This is a genomic window from Sphingobacterium sp. UBA7249 (assembly GCF_002472835.1).
Lineage (GTDB): Bacteria > Bacteroidota > Bacteroidia > Sphingobacteriales > Sphingobacteriaceae > Sphingobacterium > Sphingobacterium prati.
The window spans coordinates 195,118-210,988 of the sequence record NZ_DKST01000024.1 but is presented as its reverse complement, the minus strand read 5'-3'; the positions used below and the strand labels follow the sequence as shown (position 1 = coordinate 210,988).

At 36.3% G+C, this 15,871-nt stretch carries 16 protein-coding genes and 1 pseudogene; 8 read left to right on the top strand and 9 right to left on the bottom strand.

The window, feature by feature from the left end; translation table 11 throughout:
* Positions 1-235: 235 nt before the first annotated feature.
* The 3 genes and pseudogenes from B4A24_RS16665 to B4A24_RS16655 all read right to left on the bottom strand — a co-directional run.
* Positions 236-895 (bottom strand): annotated as a pseudogene (locus tag B4A24_RS16665) (transposase); the annotation flags it as partial.
* A gap of 130 nt (positions 896-1,025) precedes the next feature.
* Positions 1,026-1,850 (bottom strand): helix-turn-helix domain-containing protein, encoded by an 825-nt coding sequence (locus tag B4A24_RS16660; RefSeq protein ID WP_293946209.1) that lies wholly within the window; start codon positions 1,848-1,850, stop codon positions 1,026-1,028.
* Positions 1,851-2,243: 393 nt separating this feature from the next.
* Positions 2,244-2,633, bottom strand: a complete 390-nt coding sequence (locus B4A24_RS16655; protein ID WP_293946208.1) for a cupin domain-containing protein — start codon at positions 2,631-2,633, stop codon at positions 2,244-2,246.
* 537 nt (positions 2,634-3,170) lie between these two features.
* Between B4A24_RS16655 and B4A24_RS16650 the strand changes: the two genes are divergently transcribed.
* Positions 3,171-3,560: a RidA family protein gene (locus B4A24_RS16650; protein WP_172392129.1), complete on the top strand. Its 390-nt coding sequence runs from the start codon at positions 3,171-3,173 to the stop codon at positions 3,558-3,560.
* Between the two features lie 562 nt (positions 3,561-4,122).
* On the opposite strand, the gene B4A24_RS16645 is transcribed toward B4A24_RS16650, so the two are convergent.
* Positions 4,123-5,004, bottom strand: a complete 882-nt coding sequence (locus tag B4A24_RS16645; protein ID WP_293946207.1) for an NmrA family NAD(P)-binding protein — start codon at positions 5,002-5,004, stop codon at positions 4,123-4,125.
* 75 nt (positions 5,005-5,079) lie between these two features.
* Here B4A24_RS16645 and B4A24_RS16640 point away from each other — a divergent pair, with 75 nt between their 5' ends.
* The 4 genes from B4A24_RS16640 to B4A24_RS16625 all read left to right on the top strand — a co-directional run bounded on the left by B4A24_RS16640 (position 5,080) and on the right by B4A24_RS16625 (position 7,675).
* Positions 5,080-5,466: a winged helix-turn-helix transcriptional regulator gene (locus B4A24_RS16640; protein ID WP_172392127.1), complete on the top strand. Its 387-nt coding sequence runs from the start codon at positions 5,080-5,082 to the stop codon at positions 5,464-5,466.
* Between the two features lie 352 nt (positions 5,467-5,818).
* Positions 5,819-6,361, top strand: a complete 543-nt coding sequence (locus B4A24_RS16635; protein ID WP_172392126.1) for a Crp/Fnr family transcriptional regulator — start codon at positions 5,819-5,821, stop codon at positions 6,359-6,361.
* Between the two features lie 219 nt (positions 6,362-6,580).
* Entirely contained in the window at positions 6,581-7,171 is a 591-nt protein-coding gene (locus B4A24_RS16630) for an NAD(P)H-dependent oxidoreductase (protein WP_172392125.1), read from the top strand.
* Between the two features lie 27 nt (positions 7,172-7,198).
* A complete protein-coding gene (locus B4A24_RS16625) occupies positions 7,199-7,675 on the top strand; it encodes a DUF4405 domain-containing protein (RefSeq protein ID WP_172392124.1) in 477 nt (158 codons plus the stop codon).
* A 595-nt stretch (positions 7,676-8,270) separates the two neighbouring features.
* Here the strand turns inward: B4A24_RS16625 and B4A24_RS16620 are convergent.
* From B4A24_RS16620 to B4A24_RS16605, 4 genes are all read right to left on the bottom strand, one after another.
* Entirely contained in the window at positions 8,271-9,140 is an 870-nt protein-coding gene (locus B4A24_RS16620) for an SDR family oxidoreductase (RefSeq protein ID WP_293946206.1), read from the bottom strand.
* 10 nt (positions 9,141-9,150) lie between these two features.
* A complete protein-coding gene (locus tag B4A24_RS16615) occupies positions 9,151-10,272 on the bottom strand; it encodes an FAD-dependent monooxygenase (protein ID WP_172392122.1) in 1,122 nt (373 codons plus the stop codon).
* An 80-nt stretch (positions 10,273-10,352) separates the two neighbouring features.
* Positions 10,353-11,189 (bottom strand): helix-turn-helix domain-containing protein, encoded by an 837-nt coding sequence (locus tag B4A24_RS16610; RefSeq protein ID WP_172392121.1) that lies wholly within the window; start codon positions 11,187-11,189, stop codon positions 10,353-10,355.
* Between the two features lie 291 nt (positions 11,190-11,480).
* The gene (locus tag B4A24_RS16605) at positions 11,481-11,837 is read right to left on the bottom strand and encodes a winged helix-turn-helix transcriptional regulator (protein WP_172392120.1); all 357 of its coding nucleotides are present in this window, start codon (positions 11,835-11,837) and stop codon (positions 11,481-11,483) included.
* Positions 11,838-12,001: 164 nt separating this feature from the next.
* On the opposite strand from B4A24_RS16605, the gene B4A24_RS16600 reads away from it, so the two are divergent.
* Positions 12,002-12,736, top strand: coding sequence for an SDR family NAD(P)-dependent oxidoreductase (locus B4A24_RS16600; protein WP_172392119.1), 735 nt, complete (start codon positions 12,002-12,004; stop codon positions 12,734-12,736).
* 271 nt (positions 12,737-13,007) lie between these two features.
* Here the strand turns inward: B4A24_RS16600 and B4A24_RS16595 are convergent, their stop codons facing one another.
* Positions 13,008-13,337, bottom strand: coding sequence for a DUF3592 domain-containing protein (locus B4A24_RS16595; protein WP_246250244.1), 330 nt, complete (start codon positions 13,335-13,337; stop codon positions 13,008-13,010).
* 697 nt (positions 13,338-14,034) lie between these two features.
* Between B4A24_RS16595 and B4A24_RS16590 the strand changes: the two genes are divergently transcribed.
* Both B4A24_RS16590 and B4A24_RS16585 read left to right on the top strand, forming a co-directional pair.
* Positions 14,035-14,547, top strand: a complete 513-nt coding sequence (locus B4A24_RS16590; RefSeq protein WP_293946205.1) for a sigma-70 family RNA polymerase sigma factor — start codon at positions 14,035-14,037, stop codon at positions 14,545-14,547.
* Between the two features lie 85 nt (positions 14,548-14,632).
* Complete coding sequence (locus tag B4A24_RS16585; protein ID WP_293946204.1) at positions 14,633-15,814, top strand: FecR family protein; 1,182 nt, start codon at positions 14,633-14,635, stop codon at positions 15,812-15,814.
* Positions 15,815-15,871 lie beyond the last annotated feature (57 nt).

Sequence of the window (15,871 nt, the reverse complement as noted above, 5' to 3'; positions counted from 1 at the left end):
GAAAGCTTTCCATAATAAAGGAAACAGTTACCGTATAAAGAACCTCTTGGAACTGAACGGAATGTTTGAAGACGACCCTAAGGAAAAATCGAAAAGGGGAAGACCAAAAAAGTCAGAAGATCAAGAAAATTATGATAATAATAATGAATAGAATAATCGTTTTTTTTGTGAAATTAGTGGGGGCATTCTAACGCGAACTAGTGGGGGCATTCTAATGCGAAGTGACATTTACCGAAGGTTTGTCGGATAAGACCCTGTTCAGCTTATCGACCGTAGCCCGGACTTTTTCGCTGTCAATTGTCCTCAGATCGGGAGGATCCGGGAGGTTGTCCTCCGACTTGGCGATACTTTGGGCGTAGTCCCATATATCTTTTAAGGCAGCTTTCATCTTTTCCTTATTGGTATGGATAGCTTTCTTCCAAACGAAAGTGTATCTGTTTGCATTGGCCTCTATCTTGGTGCCATCGGTGTAGACATCTTCTATGCTTAACAACCCTTCTTCGGCCAGGAGCTTAACAACTTCTTCAAATACACTGCGAAGTGCTTCTTTTAAGCGGACACCACGAAATCTGTTGATGGTATTGTGATCGGGGTAGCTCATGCCGCTCAGCCACATGAAGTTGATATTCTCCCGGCAGGCTGTTTCCAGTTTCCGACTGCTGTAGACATTGCTTACATAGCCAAACACCAGAACCTTCAACAGCATTTGCGGATGATAACTGGAACAGCCTTTTATCTTGTAGGCATCCAAAAGACCCTGTATGTTGATACGGTTGATCACATCGTTAACAATACGTACCGGATGTCCTTTGGAGACCAATTCGTCCAAAGTTGGGGGAATTGCCATAATCTGGTCCTGATAGTAAGGCTTAAAAGTAGGTCTTTGAGATGACATATATCTTTTTTACACTATAAATATATGAAAATCAATCAATTAAACAAAATTAAATGTCATGAAATAAGAAAAAAAAGAGGCTGTCTTTTTGAGACAGCCTCTTTCTTAAAGTTGTACAATTAGAAATATTTTAAAACTGTTTTCTAAAACTCGTAGGGGATATTCCTGTATGTTTGGTGAAAAACCGGACAAAATAGGCGTCGTCCTCGTAATTCAGTGTGTAGGCAATCTCTTTAACATTCATCTTGGTATGGGCTAAAAGGCGCTTACTTTCGAGTATGATCCGGTTTTTTATAATATCGTTTGGCGTTTCTTTACTGACCAGGCTTATTTTTTTACTGAGATTTTTTGGCGTTATACAAAGCAGATCAGCATAATCTGCCACAGTATGTAGGGTCTTGAAATGCTGTTCGACCAATTTGCTGAATTTGCGTAGAAATTGAACATCGGCCTGTCGAACATCGTCAGCTAATTGATGCTGCTGTTTCCAGATACGTGTAGATTTCAGGATGATCAGTTTCAACAATGTCCGCAGCATTTCTTCGGTACCGGAGTCTTCATTTTTCAATTCTGACTGAATATCGTGGATGATCCTTTGGATCTCAGCAGACTGTTCTTCATTCAGGCTTATAAATGGAATTTCAAACACATTATTATATAGGATACCATCACAGGCGACTTCATGATCGTGAATTTCTACACAATAAAAGTCTCTGTTAAAATGCATCAATTGCCCTCCTATAGTTTCACATGGTTTTAAAATGACATGGGGATTTATGAACAGTAACGTATCCATTTTCATTTCAATCTCCTGAAAATCCACTTGGATAATGGCGTTCCTGGGAATGAACAATACTTTAATATGATCATGTATTGTCGTGAGGGAATCGTTTTGTTCGACGGATTTGCTAAATTCTAAGTTGCCAAATTTTTTGAATGAAAATTCCTTTATCATATATGATGTGAAAGATGACTGTGTTGATATCTTTTAAAAATTCTGATGTAAAAATAGGAAATAAAACACCAGCCATACCATTACAACATCTCATTTTTCAATATTACACCATATTTCAACTTGCCTTGCGATGGTTAATAAATCTAATCACTTAATTTTCTGCAACAATGCTTACTTACACGCATATATTAAAACAAGGAAAGATTTTTATCACCATAATCTCGTTAAATAAATATAACACATAAAAAAAAGGATGATTTTTCAGCTTTTTCACAGCCAAAAACCACCCTTTTACTTATAAATCTAATTACACGAGAGTTTTTCTAGAAAAAACGCTCTTATCAATGAATTAAAACCCAACGTATTGTAACCTGACTTCTTGATTAAATTATATTATTTCTTGAATACTAGCAATGGTTTATCTTTTTTTACGATATAGGTAGCGAGTTCGGAAGCCCTAACCTTTCCAATATTTTTTGCGGAATGGTTTCTCCCTGCTGGAACGAAAAGTACTTCACCTGCTTTCAGTATAACGGGCTTTTCACGTTCCAACTGATATTCAAATATACCTTCCAGCACATAAATAACCTCTTCGCCAGGATGTGAATGCATACCTACCGATGTCCCTGGTTTAAGGTCGATGCGTGCCTGAATGGTTTCATAACCTGCAGCTTCTATATTATGCCGCTGAAGATCTGTACGCTTTACTGGTGATTCCTGTCCAAAAACTTTACCTGTTAATAATGCTGTAACCAATCCGAATGTTAAAAATAAATTTTTCATATTCTGTAATTTTTATTGTTGTTTATTCTGTTTTGATATTACAAAGTTGGGGTAATTGGACCTGTCCAGCAATGGATAGTTTTCCCTTTCAATTGCATTTTTTGCCTATTTGACACTATGTATCGAATATCTCCCAGGAAACGCTCTATATTCATAAAATTTTCAGGCTATCTCCTACTTATCTTGCAAATGAAAGCTTAACAGACCTCTAATTATCTCAAAAACAACATATTACTCACCAAAATCTGACGGGTTCGACAACTATGGTTAACCCTAGTTTCTCTTCCCTACCTTATATTCAGGATCTATTCGCATTGGATAATAAAGTATATATAATTAAATATAATACTTCAAATAGTACCTATACAGGAAAAGTATTTGTAAACGGTGTTGAATCACTAACCTTATCTAGGTGTCTCACGAGAATCATTAAGTAGAAGCCTGTGATTTTTGTCACATCAAAAATGTGCCTAATGTCAACGTTATTTATTTCCGTTCTATTCATATTTGTATTGTTCATTTATAATATTAATAGGTATGGAAATTAATGCAATAAACCCATGGAAATGGCAAGACGCCAGAAGTTATTCTCAAGCGATTGAAGTTAAAAATGTAGAAGGCACCTTATATGTTTCAGGACAGACAGCCATCAATGATGATGGGATATCCAGTACTGAAGACATGAAAACTCAGCTTATCAAAAGCCTAGCTAACCTTGAACGTGTAATTAGCGAAGCTGGATACTCGTGTAGTAATATTGTTAGATTAAATATTTATACCACATCAACCGAAGAATTATGGCCTCATTTTTCAATATTTCAAGATTGGATAGCCAAACACGGAACTAAACAAGCATTGACTTTACTTGAAGTTGTTAGTCTATTCGAAACTCTGAAAGTGGAATTAGAAGCAACGGTTGTTAAGTAAGTAATTATTTAAAATTCATATAACTTAACTCCTTTATGCTTTAACTTTTTAGCATCTTCTTTATGGTAAATCTATTTGTTAATACAAATGGATTTACCTTTTTAGTTAAGATCCACTTGGCGAGAATATCAAAAATAGCAGCCATTTAAATATGCAATCCATCCATGAAATAATGAAGTATAATGAAAGGTTTTAAAGTTATGTAGGGATATTTTATGCCAGCCTTCCATACCTTATGGAAATGCTGACCGTCATACCACGCGCATTCTTTATTATACTCCAAAACAATTTAAACTTTTTAATGGGTTCAGCTGACAAATTATTAAATAACAGATGCTTATAGGTAGTAGTTAACGATATTTTCTAGCAACTCACCTCCCAGCTTGAGATACTTTTGCAGTGAAAGTATTACTCCGAAAAACACTAGCCATTTTGCTTGTCCTCCATATTATTTATGCCTTATTCAAGTATATATATATGAAAGTTACATCGCAATATAATGTATCTTAAGTCACGCATTTTATGATCAGTGAAAAGGCCTTAGCCTGATAAGATTATAAGATCAATTATTTTCAACTTGTAACTCTTTTATTTTTTTTATCCCCGTTTCGTCCAGCCACTGCTCAAATCTTGTTAGTTTGGGCATCCAGGACGATATAAGTTCATAATCAATGGGATCGTAACCTTCTCTGTCGATCATTTCAACCAGCTTTGCAAATGTTTCACTTTGCTGGTAGAGTATATCCAAAGGTATCTGTACAAAATTGATTGCTTGCTCCAACTTCGCTTCCAATAGCTGTAGAATTTGTTTAGGTGTGTAAAGTTCGCCTCCAAAATCGATAGTTTTGCCGTCGAATTCTTTGTAATTCTGAAATATTATCCGTGCAAAGGTGCCTATGTCATTTGTGGCTACCCAAGAAATTGCCTTGTCTTCAGGCAAGGGATTTATAAACTTATCTTCTCCCAACCCGAAACTTGGCAAAAGCAGATTTTCCATAAAAGTAGCGGGTCTAATCACGGCCCCATGTAAGCCACTGTCCAGTAGATATTTTTCAATTGTAAATTTAAATTTTGGCCTAAATGAATCCTGCTTGTCCGATCCGAGAACTGAGGAATAAAGGACAAATTTTACTCCCTGTTCCTTTGCTAATCGGATTGCCCGTATTCCAATTTCCGCTTCTTTTTGATCTGTTTCTTTGTTGGAAACCCATACAGGAGGAAGGACCAGGTAAAGGCCATCGACTTTTCTTAAGATATCTCTTAATCCCTCCACATCTTCCAGATCTCCCTTTACCAGAACTGCTCCAGCTTTTTGTAAGCTGAAAGCTTGTAAGGATTGAGGATTTCTGGTAAGTGCAAAGACTTCAAAATTATTTTTTAACAATTCGTATGCTAAGGCACTACCTTGCTTCCCAGTAGCACCTGTAATTAGGATTTTTTTCATTTTTTATTATTATTTTGAACAAAGTTACTTTCCTCATTTAGTAAATTTGTGGTTAGTTACCTTTAGGAAAGTGTCATGGAAAAAAAAGTAAAACCTTGTATAGCGGATGAAACGATTTTGAAGCAGCGATTTCTAGCTTTAAGGGATACCTTAGATTTACTAAGTGGTAAATGGCGCTTCTGCATTCTTTTAAACTTACATTATTATGAAAAATTACGGTTTAAAGATTTTTTCGAGGTTTCTAAAGGTATCTCTCCTAAAGTACTTACTTCTGAGCTTACGACATTGGAAGCCCATCAATTGATAGAGAAAAGTATTGAATTTACACCCACAAAAGATATCGCTTATTACCGATTGACCCAACACGCACAAGAAATCTGGCATGTCCTGAATACTTTGATTGAGTTTGGCCTCTCCAACCGTAAAGAAGTAATCCAGTCGCTGCATCAAAATGATAAGTAACCGGGACAAACATTTTTAGATTACCCTTAGGCCTGCAATTTGATTTCGGTCATTGGCCATTTAAGAGGCTTTTGAGCTATTGATTCATTAATTAACAATTGTTATCGCCGGCCTATTTTTTACTTACCACTTTTGTTTCATATAACAATTAATACGGTAGCATCCCAAACAAATGAAAAACAAAATCTATTATTCGATCCTAATACCCTTTTTTAGTTTTTTTTTTTTGCCTACTCGCAAGAGAAATTTACCATAAGCGGGTATTTTAGATTATGCGAGGTATTTTCCGTAAATTTACTAAAACCAAAAATAGAATTGACATAATCTCCCGGGCCTATTAAAGAAAATAATCATGTCAAAAAATGCTGAGACAAACAACGATAAATGGCGTATATTTAAGCCGCTCTTTACCCAGATAGAGGTCCCCGCCAGAACAAAATTGCTGGAAGAAGGCAACGTTTCCAAAAAAATGTTTTTCATTGAAAAAGGTTGCTTGAGAACTTGGATAAATAATAACGGCAAAGATATAACAACACAGTTTTTTTTCGAAGGAGATGGTGTTTCGTCCATCGAAAGCTTCATGACAAACAAACCTAGCTTATATACAATTGAAAGTATCGAGCCCTGTATTATACAGACGATTACGCAGAAAGATTTTCAGGATACGCTCAAGAGTTCGCAAGAACTGAAAGATAGTATAGTTGAGCATTTATACAGTCGCCTTCTAAAAAACCAGCAGATCTTCTTTTCCTATTTAAAAAACACCCCGCAACAGCGTTATGACGAATTGCTTGCGCAGCACCCTAAAATCATACAGCGCGTTCCGCAGCACTACATCGCTTCATATCTCGGCATAACTTCTGTGTCCTTGAGCAGGATCCGCAACAGAAGGTAGAAAATTTTAATGGCCGCTTTCGATGGTCTGGACACCGTTCTTATCAATTTATCGTTTACCGATTTGTATAAAAATTGGAAACACTTCTCATTTACTTACAAAGGAGGTTGTCTTGCTACAGCCTATCATCAAACACGAATCTATTTCTTAACAATTGTTATCGTCCTGGCCTGTTCAAACATCGGATCTTTGTATTGTAAATAGTAAACAATTCAAAATATGAGAGTAGCAATAGTGTTCGACCATCCATATGAAAAAAGTTTCTGCAACGCTATTTTAGAAGCTGTTACAGCAGGAATGCGTAAGGGAAAACACGAGGTGGATCTTATCCATCTCAACAATGATGGTTTCAATCCAGCCATGTCAAAAGAAGATCTCAAGGCTTTTGTAGATCATTCTCCTGTTGATCCTCAGGTGATAGACTATAGCAATCGTCTGAAAAATGTAGATCATTTGATTTTCATATTTCCGATCTGGTGGGATCTGATGCCGGCTATGACCAAAGGGTTTATCGATAGGGTTCTGTCTCCGGGTATAGTCTATGACCACCATCCTCGGGGTTTCGGGTTGGTACCGCTGTTGAAAAATTTGAAAGGCGTAACTCTTATCACAACAATGAACAAGCCCAAGATAATGTATTCACTGCTGATCGGCAACCTGATCAGGAAGGCCATGCTCAGAAGTGTGTTTAAAACGATGGGATATAAGAATTTAAGCTGGATCAGCCATAATATGGTGAAATCTGTTTCGCAGGAAAAGAGAGTCAAATGGCTCAATGATCTGGAAAAAAAATTTGCTGAATTTGAATAGATAGTCATCCAATTAAATTTTAAAATAATGAAACTAGACAGAAAATACGTGACACCGTTCATTTCCCTGCTATTTGTAGTCCTGGCTATTACAGGGATTTTTATGCTCTTCCATCTATTTGATGGGTATACCGAAGTCGCACATGAATTAATTGGGATCGGATTTGTAATTGCCGCAATTTTTCACGTTATGCTTAATTGGAAAGGCCTAAAAATTCATTTTATGAAAAAGGTCTTTGTACCGGCGGCTGCCGCCGTAGCGATACTTGTCTTATTTTTTGTTTATCTGGAACGTAAGCAGCTGCCCTTGGATATCGTGATCGTAGACAAAACATTTAAAGCTCCATTAGAACAATCCTGCAAAATCCTGAATATTGACTATCCGACAGCAGTCAAAAAATTAGAAAAAAAGGGCTATAAAATAAGCGACATAAAAACACTTGAGGACATCTGGAAAAAAAATGATACTGACCCCCAAGAAGTTATAGAATTGCTGATGCATTAAACATCTTGACTCGAGCAGTGGGGCAGATAACTTCCAATGCATAAATCATTCGTCTGCTTTGATAAAGCCGAAGCCTTTAAAATCACTAAAAACAGCATGCTATGAAATACTTTGTCGTCGAAAACAAAGAACAGCAACGAAATGAATTTTTGTATGATATTGTCGACTTCCTATGGGACAACGGCAATGAGGTACACATCAGTAGCAATTACAGCAATGCTGACTGTCGACACCTTATACAAAGCTGCGATTGCATCGTTCTATTAAAATATCAGGAAACTTGCCTTGATAAAGCAAGAGAAGCTTTTCAAAATGACCTTGCACTAGAGAAATCTATTCTAAAAAAAACCTTTCTTTTTTTTATAGAAAATGGTATTTATAGCAATATCATACCTTTTCCATATAAGCTCTTTGATCTTAGGCAATTAAATAAAAATGAGCTATCTCGTTTTTTTTGCTGGTGCAAAAAGCTAAATAGCTTTAACCTCCGCAGGTAAGCTATAGGCGATCTATTCAAAATCGTTAATCAGTTCTGAATACCTTGATTGCGTTTGGCCTTTCCAACCGCAACCAAGTAAGTAGTAAACTTATTTAATTATTTACCAAAAATACGTATTAAAAAATCTTTTAAGGACATTGGACTTCTGCCTAGTAATTGTTTGACATCACTTTTATTGGTGTCGAACTCTCCTCTGGCAATTGCCTCACTGTACCTTGCCAAATATGCAGAATCATCTTCAGAAAACCCGTTCTGCACCAGCCGTGCAAGGTATACATCAAGCTGCGGTTGGTTATAAGCAACCCGTTTGCCCAAAATATCTGATATCAGCTCAGCAATTTCAGCGAAGGAGAATGCGGTATCTGCAGCGATGACATATTCTTTGTCTTCATGACCATCCGTAGTAAGTACAACAGCTAAAGCTTCAGCCATTTCTTTTATGGGTAAAAAAGGTACTTTACCATTTCCAGCAGGGATAGAAACACCTTTATCCAATATATTATTTCCGGACAACATTGGAATTATATCTGCATACATCGTATTGGCCATCAAGGTATATGGTACAGCTAGCTGTTTTAGATAATCACTTGTCTCTGCATGGTATTGCACATCCCCTGCCATTATACTTCGCCGCAGATCTTGCATTTCAAAACTGGTATAAATGATATGACCAACACCATTTTCCTTGGCAGCATTAATTACGTTTTTATGCTGCTCAAACCTGTGAGCTATTTCCGATGAGGAAGATATCAGTAGTAGCTTGTCCACATCTTTGAACGCAGCTGTTAAAGACTCAAAATTCTGATAATCGCCATACCGCACCTGAATACCTTTTGGTTTCAATTCATTTGATTTGGATTCGTCTCTTACCAATGCGGCAATATTGCTTGCGGGTATTCCCTTATTCAATAAAGAATCGATGGTAGCCTTACCTAGATTACCGGTTGCACCTGTTACTAAAATCATAGTGTTTATTTTAAGATAAATGATCGTTATAAAACAAAAACCCATTTTGGTTTCTCAATCTCACTTCTTGTTCAGTGCGGGGGAGCAATTTGTCTAACATTTCTACTGCAGCACTTTGAATTTCCTGTATAAATGGGCGCAAGTCGTTGTTATATGCTTCAAAAGCTAATTCAAAATTCCCGTTTTGTTTCTCAAATGCCTCGGCCAACGCTGTTGCACCAATTATAGCTAAAGAACCGCCCATACCTGCGGCTGGTGAAGCACAATAGGCTGCATCACCTACCAATGCTACCCGTCCTTTGGTCCACGATGGCATTTTTATCTGGCAGAATTTATCAAAATAAAATGATTTAGAATCTACAAGCTCTTTTAACAATTCTTTGGCCCTCCAGCCTACACTTTCAAATTGCGCTAAAATTATTTTCTTTTGTTGCTCTTGATTGTGGAAATCATAAGCAATTTCAGCTTCGGGCCGGAAAGTAAAAATGATGTCTGTTTTATGATTGTAAGCGTAAAGTGCAATCCCTTTGTTTGGCTCCGCAAAGATCTGGTAAGTACCTTCTTCTACCAATAATTTATCTGCAATGGCAATGGAAAAGTATTGACCTAGAAAATCTACATACTGGGTTTCGTCACCAAACCAGATTTTTCTGACACCTGAATGTATACCGTCACATCCAAATACTAAATCATAAACCTGTCGCGAACCGTTTTTAAATATAGCTTCAATATTATCCTTTGTTTCGTTTAATTCTGCAATGCTATTATCAAAGATAATTTCAACATCGTTTTTTACGAGGTCAAAGAGCATACCGAGCAGCAAATCTCTTTCTATTTCAAACTCATTATCTGGCAATTTTTCCAACGAAACAGCATGTTCGGTAACATCGTCCGCATTTTTAAATTCCCATCGTTCTGGCCCTAGCCTATTGGCTTTTATTTGTTCAAAAAGCCCCATCCGTTTAATGATGTCAATGGTTTGGTCTTTTATATCAACAGGTGTTCCGCCCATTTTGAGATGACTTCCGATTTCTACAACAGTCACTTTGAAGCCCATTTTATTCAGCCAATATGCCGTGGTGAGCCCTGCAAAACTCGCACCCGATACAAGCACTTTTTTTGTTTGTTCCATTTCTTACGTTTCAAACTTAATGGTACAAAATTCGTGAGTATGATAAGAAAGAGAAATACCTCATCGGGGCAAGTATTGGACTAATCGTACCTTTTATTTCGAAAAGCCAATGCAGACATACCTGTACTCTTGTTAAAAAGCCTTGAAAAATAAGGGTAATCGTCATAGCCTAATTCAAAGGCGATTTCTTTAACCGATTTGTCCGAGTGATAAAGTAACCGCTTTGCTTCCAAAATAATTCTGTTCTGAATGTGCTGTGAAACAGTAAGACCTGTAGTATATTTTACACTTTCATTCAGATAATGAGTGGATATATTTAATTGCTTTGCGTATCTGGCAGGCCGCTTTAGTATGCAATAATTTGTCTCTAATAATCGCTTGAAAGACCTTGTAATTGACTCAGTTCTTGATGCCTTGTTTGATACGCTGTTTTGATCTAAAAACGCAGAAATGATCAACGCGATCAAAGTATTACAACTATCTTTCAAAAGTGGATAATATAATTTATTGTCGTTTTGTCTTGAAAACTTTAGACAAAGAGAAAAAGTTTCAAAAATATCTGTGCAAATATTATTTGTCAGTTCCAATGGCTTTGCCGGTGCAAGTTCTTCCAAAAATGTAAGGTAGTCTGGGTTTAGATTTTCATTTTTGACCGCCAAAGAACAAATATCCATTGTCGTGAAATCCAAAATTCGATGTACTTGGTCTGGATGCATATAAACAACTGTTGGCGCATTGATCTCATATTGTTGAAAATCAATTTCTATTGTTACAGTTCCTTTTTCAACAATATAAAATGTATGGCCCTCGTCCCGATGTGGTTGTGTTGCTTCTCCGCAGTGCTGGCCTGTTTTGAATTCGTCTATTTTAATACTGATTTTGTCAATAGCAATACCTAGACTGAACCTGTCAGTCATTGAATTTACAAGTATGTTTTTGTTTGCGGACATTATTGGTTGCTCTAATTCCTTATATTACATTTTTTCAAAAACCCTAAAACGATTTCGATGATAACATCCTCTTCCGAACTAATACCTGCACCATTTCAATCCTTAAAAAACTTTTAGGTATATCTTAGGAGATTATTCCAAAATTTTAGTTACCCCCAGGAAGTAGTCTGTCAACGAATTAAAGCGCGACAGCATCGCTGTTTACCCTGAATTGCTTTTGCGCAAAGGATCAACGTAAAAATAGGAATGTGATTCCTATTACTTCCCAATAATCACTTTTCGGTGTTCAGTCCCCCAATCAGCCAAAGTATCTATGATTTTTTTTAAAGTCAAACCATATTCTGTTAGTTGATATTGCACCGTTACAGGTTGTGTATCGAGCACTATCCGTTTAACAAGCTGATTCATTTCCAATTCCTTTAATTCTTTACTGAGCATTTTATTGGAGATACCTTTCACATCGTTCAAAATATCAGAAAAACGCCGTTTGTTGTAATAACAAACCGACGATATAATTGAGATTTTCCACTTGCCATTCAACACGTCCATGGCGTCGTGAACTGCCATAATTTGTTTACTATTTGTGTCACTATCACCGCATTTAATTTCCTTCATATGTTACCTTGTTACTCAAAAGTTACTGTTACTTTTAGTTACAAAGTTACTAAAATAAATTTATTCATTTTAAATTTGCATCGTTAAAGAAATCGATTTCAAATAACAAACAGATTTAAAAGGTTTAGATCAATAATGAATTTTCAATCAATAAAATTTAAGAAATGAATTTCACAAATAAAAATGTAATTATCACAGGCGGCAGTGCAGGAATTGGACTAGCAACCGCAAAAACATTTATTGAAAAAGGTGCACGGGTTTTGATAACCGGTAGAAATACTGATAGCCTGCAAGCAGCGTCAATAGATATCAATAGTCCGAATTTGAAAACCTTGGCCTCTGATATTTCTAAGCTAACAGATATTGCGACGTTGGAAAAAGAGGTTACAGAAAGCGGAACCAAAGTAGATGTACTTGTCTTGAATGCAGGGATTGCAAAGCAATACTCAATAGAAGATACAACAGAGGAGGTGTTTGATGACTTGTTCAACATTAATGTTAAAGGCCTATTCTTTACTTTGCAAAAACTAATTCCGCATTTATCAGAAGGAGCCTCTGTAATTCTTATTTCATCTGGAGTATCCGTTAGTGGATATGCACAAATGGGAGCTTATGCAGCGACAAAAAGTGCCGTTGATGCAATTGCACGTACAGCCGCAACAGAATTGGCTGACAGGAAAATTAGGGTAAACGTCGTTGCTCCCGGCTTGACGGATACACCTATGAATCAGCAAACGCCCGAAGATATTAAAAATGCTATAGCAGCAGCGGTTCCCCTGAAACGAATCGGAGAAGCAGAAGAAATCGCAAACGCTATTGTTTTCTTGGCTTCGAGTGGTGCTTCTTACATTTCAGGTTCTTACTTGGCGGTAGATGGAGGTGTTACCATACGCAGATAAATATTTCATGGCTATGATACTCCTGGCTTTATCAGTGTATCATAGCCTAAAAGCACACCTGATGTTCGCAGCTTTGTCTTATTTATTAAAATTTATTTCTTTCGAAAACTGTAGGGTTTTGAAAGTTTCATCATTTAAATTTGATGGTTCTAATTTATATATAGTGGGAACTCCTATACGATTATAACTGTTAAATCGCACCTAAGAAACAAAAGAAGTTGACTGCGACTGATATTGAGTCAAATTCTGAATCATTCCCATATACGGCAAATTAGAGAATAAATCTTGCTGCAATAAAATACCCACCTCCAATAACTAATAATGGAAGAGCTATTGATAACAGAACCAACGTCCATACAAAAACTCTAAAATAGCTATACAAACTCACCTTAGACGGATCGACAGGGTCATAGATGACAGTGGTTGTCTCCCCTACTTTCCAGGTTGGAGGGTCATTTCCTTCAGCCAGTTCGTAGGTGATTACCCGATTATCTTTTGTCCGAAAAGTGAAAACCGGTGCAAATACTTCGCCTTCTGATTCATATTTGTGAAGATCGATAACAGTTGCTGTAGCTTTATCACCATTTTTTAGGAATTCCATTGTATTACGGAAGCTGAAGATTGCGAGTAAAAGAAATACGACTCCTAATCCTAAGATTAAATAATATTGCCACATAGGTTTATTTTTAATTTGTTCCACTTCAATTATTCTATCATATCTAATTGATAAATAAACACTAACGAATATAATACAATTTTCAAAAATTAGCTAATCCTAAAACCTGTCAACGATGCAGGGTAATTTTCAGGAATTGAATTATCTGAGGAAGAGATCAAAAACATCACAATTGAAATATCATTTTCCAGGCCCCTGCCGATGGCAAAAGGCTGATGTTTTTTTCAAACCAGCTCAAAATGTTTCCATTATAATCGTTCTCGTATAAGGAATAGATTGCATCCACATATTCCCTATTGTTTTGAAAAGTAAATAAAAAAGCTCCAATAGCTTCTAATGCTAATGGGTTAGCTATATTGGATTTTATATACCCCTATTACCCTAGAAAACAAAATGCATAGAAATAACAGATGAAAGGTTTCGAAAAATAAATAGTTTCACATAGAAAAGCCATTGTCATATCATATTTATATTAATTTGAAGTAAACTAAAAATGAAAATGGGGCATAAAAGCAGCTCAGCCGCGATTCAAAATTTTAACGGGTTTTATCTACAAAAAATCTCTAATATTTTTCTTTACTTCACTTTTAAAATCTATATTTTAAGAAAAAAAGAAAACGAAATGTTATCCACAGAATATTATTTTAACAAATATTTTCTGCAACTCAGTGTATTTGCATTTCCTTGGGTTGGTTCAGAGGAAATTGCAAAAGACATCGTGCAGGACGCATTTATCGTTCTAATGGGTAGACAGGATTTACTGGAAAAAGGAGAGCCCGTAATTAAAAGCTTTCTTTATAGCGCAGTAAAAAATCTAGCGATGAATATCAAGCGAAGAAATGTTGTATTTGACCGCGTACGCAACCAATTTAACACTGACAGAACAGATGACAATGACGTCCTGGATAATTTAATAAATGCAGAATTGATCGGAGCCCTTCATCGGGAACTGGATGAACTACCTGAAGGGTGTCAGAGAATTTGTCGTTTAATCTATCTGGAAGGAATGAAGTATGAAGAGGTCGCCCAAGAACTAAATGTCTCCGTCAATACAGTTAAAACTCAACGCATGCGGGCGATAAACCTACTAAAAAGAAAATTCTTAAATATCTTTTTCACATTTTTTATTTTCTGATACACAAACACTTATCATAAAATTTTATTTTTTTTTATAAATGGGTCACCCATTTAAACTGTTCAAGTTATTTAGCTTCTGAATTATGATAGAAACCGACAAAATAATATTAGCAGAATTGATTGCTCTTCTTTTGAAAGATGGCGAACTACCATCCGACAAAGAGGATCAATTAAAAAACCTTCTACAAAAATATCCCGACGCGAGGGATAGCTTAGGTCGTCGACTATCACAAACTGATATTTATACCCCATTTGATCTCCGCTGCATCGATTTAAGCAAAGAGTGGCTAATCACACAACGCAAATTCAGGGCGAAGGAAACGATTTTACAACCGAAAATTAAATATCTCTCACTTTATAAACCTTGGTATAGAGCTATTGGCATTGCTGCAGCTATATTACTGGCAATAATACTGTTATGGCCACGACAGCAGATAGAAAAACCTGCTAACTATCTCATACCTGACAAAATATATGGACATAAAAATGATGTTCTTCCCGGAGGAACAGGTGCAATTTTAAAAATTGAAGGGAAAAAAGAAATACAGTTAACCGAAAAAAAGGCAGTGCAGTATTTAGTGCAGGGTATTGAACTAAAAGAAGGGCAGCTCATCTATCCATCCAACTTAACGGAAAACCTAAAAAACACTTTAATCGTTCCCAAACGATCCACCATGGTATTAGCCTTGAGCGATGGTACTAAAGTGTGGGTAAATGCAGCGTCAGAACTCAGCTATAAAACAAATTTTGATAAAAAAGAACGAAGAGTGATCTTAAAAGGTGAAGCCTATTTTGAAGTTGCTAAAGATGCACATAGACCATTTATTGTAGAGACAAATCATATCAATATACAGGCTATCGGAACGGCTTTTAATGTTAACTCTTATCATGCGACCACGAAGGTATCATTGACAGAGGGAAAGCTTAAAGTCAGTAACGACGAAAATGAAATCTTTATGAATGCCGGTAGCGAAACTGAGATCATCAATAAAAAGCTGAGAACTTTCCCATTAGCCAGTAAAGCCGAAGCCACGGCTTTCAAAGACGGTTATTTTTATTTTAAAAATAAGAATATGCAACAGGTACTTGATGAATTAAGCCGTTGGTATGGAATTCAGGTTGATTGCAAAGTACCTTTAAATAGCGAACGATATGAAGGTAGCATAAAAAGAGATGTGACGCTGGGAGAACTTTGTAGTCTCCTAAAGGATTTAACAGGTTATAAACTGACCATTGACAATGATAAACTGATTGTGAATAGATAAACTTATTAAGGAGGATTTTGTATGTAAAAAAGAGAGATGCCTAAATTAATATGATAA

Excerpts from the sequence above, each read along its gene's own strand:
- B4A24_RS16660 (WP_293946209.1), bottom strand. The coding sequence starts at position 1,850 with ATGATAAAGGAATTTTCATTCAAAAAATTTGGCAACTTAGAATTTAGC.
- B4A24_RS16650 (WP_172392129.1), top strand. The coding sequence starts at position 3,171 with ATGGAAATTAATGCAATAAACCCATGGAAATGGCAAGACGCCAGAAGT.
- B4A24_RS16630 (WP_172392125.1), top strand. The coding sequence starts at position 6,581 with ATGAGAGTAGCAATAGTGTTCGACCATCCATATGAAAAAAGTTTCTGC.
- B4A24_RS16600 (WP_172392119.1), top strand. The coding sequence starts at position 12,002 with ATGAATTTCACAAATAAAAATGTAATTATCACAGGCGGCAGTGCAGGA.
- B4A24_RS16655 (WP_293946208.1), bottom strand. The coding sequence starts at position 2,633 with ATGAAAAATTTATTTTTAACATTCGGATTGGTTACAGCATTATTAACA.
- B4A24_RS16585 (WP_293946204.1), top strand. The coding sequence starts at position 14,633 with ATGATAGAAACCGACAAAATAATATTAGCAGAATTGATTGCTCTTCTT.
- B4A24_RS16625 (WP_172392124.1), top strand. The coding sequence starts at position 7,199 with ATGAAACTAGACAGAAAATACGTGACACCGTTCATTTCCCTGCTATTT.
- B4A24_RS16595 (WP_246250244.1), bottom strand. The coding sequence starts at position 13,337 with ATGGAATTCCTAAAAAATGGTGATAAAGCTACAGCAACTGTTATCGAT.
- B4A24_RS16605 (WP_172392120.1), bottom strand. The coding sequence starts at position 11,837 with ATGAAGGAAATTAAATGCGGTGATAGTGACACAAATAGTAAACAAATT.
- B4A24_RS16590 (WP_293946205.1), top strand. The coding sequence starts at position 14,035 with ATGTTATCCACAGAATATTATTTTAACAAATATTTTCTGCAACTCAGT.
- B4A24_RS16640 (WP_172392127.1), top strand. The coding sequence starts at position 5,080 with ATGGAAAAAAAAGTAAAACCTTGTATAGCGGATGAAACGATTTTGAAG.
- B4A24_RS16610 (WP_172392121.1), bottom strand. The coding sequence starts at position 11,189 with ATGACTGACAGGTTCAGTCTAGGTATTGCTATTGACAAAATCAGTATT.
- B4A24_RS16620 (WP_293946206.1), bottom strand. The coding sequence starts at position 9,140 with ATGATTTTAGTAACAGGTGCAACCGGTAATCTAGGTAAGGCTACCATC.
- B4A24_RS16645 (WP_293946207.1), bottom strand. The coding sequence starts at position 5,004 with ATGAAAAAAATCCTAATTACAGGTGCTACTGGGAAGCAAGGTAGTGCC.
- B4A24_RS16635 (WP_172392126.1), top strand. The coding sequence starts at position 5,819 with ATGTCAAAAAATGCTGAGACAAACAACGATAAATGGCGTATATTTAAG.
- B4A24_RS16615 (WP_172392122.1), bottom strand. The coding sequence starts at position 10,272 with ATGGAACAAACAAAAAAAGTGCTTGTATCGGGTGCGAGTTTTGCAGGG.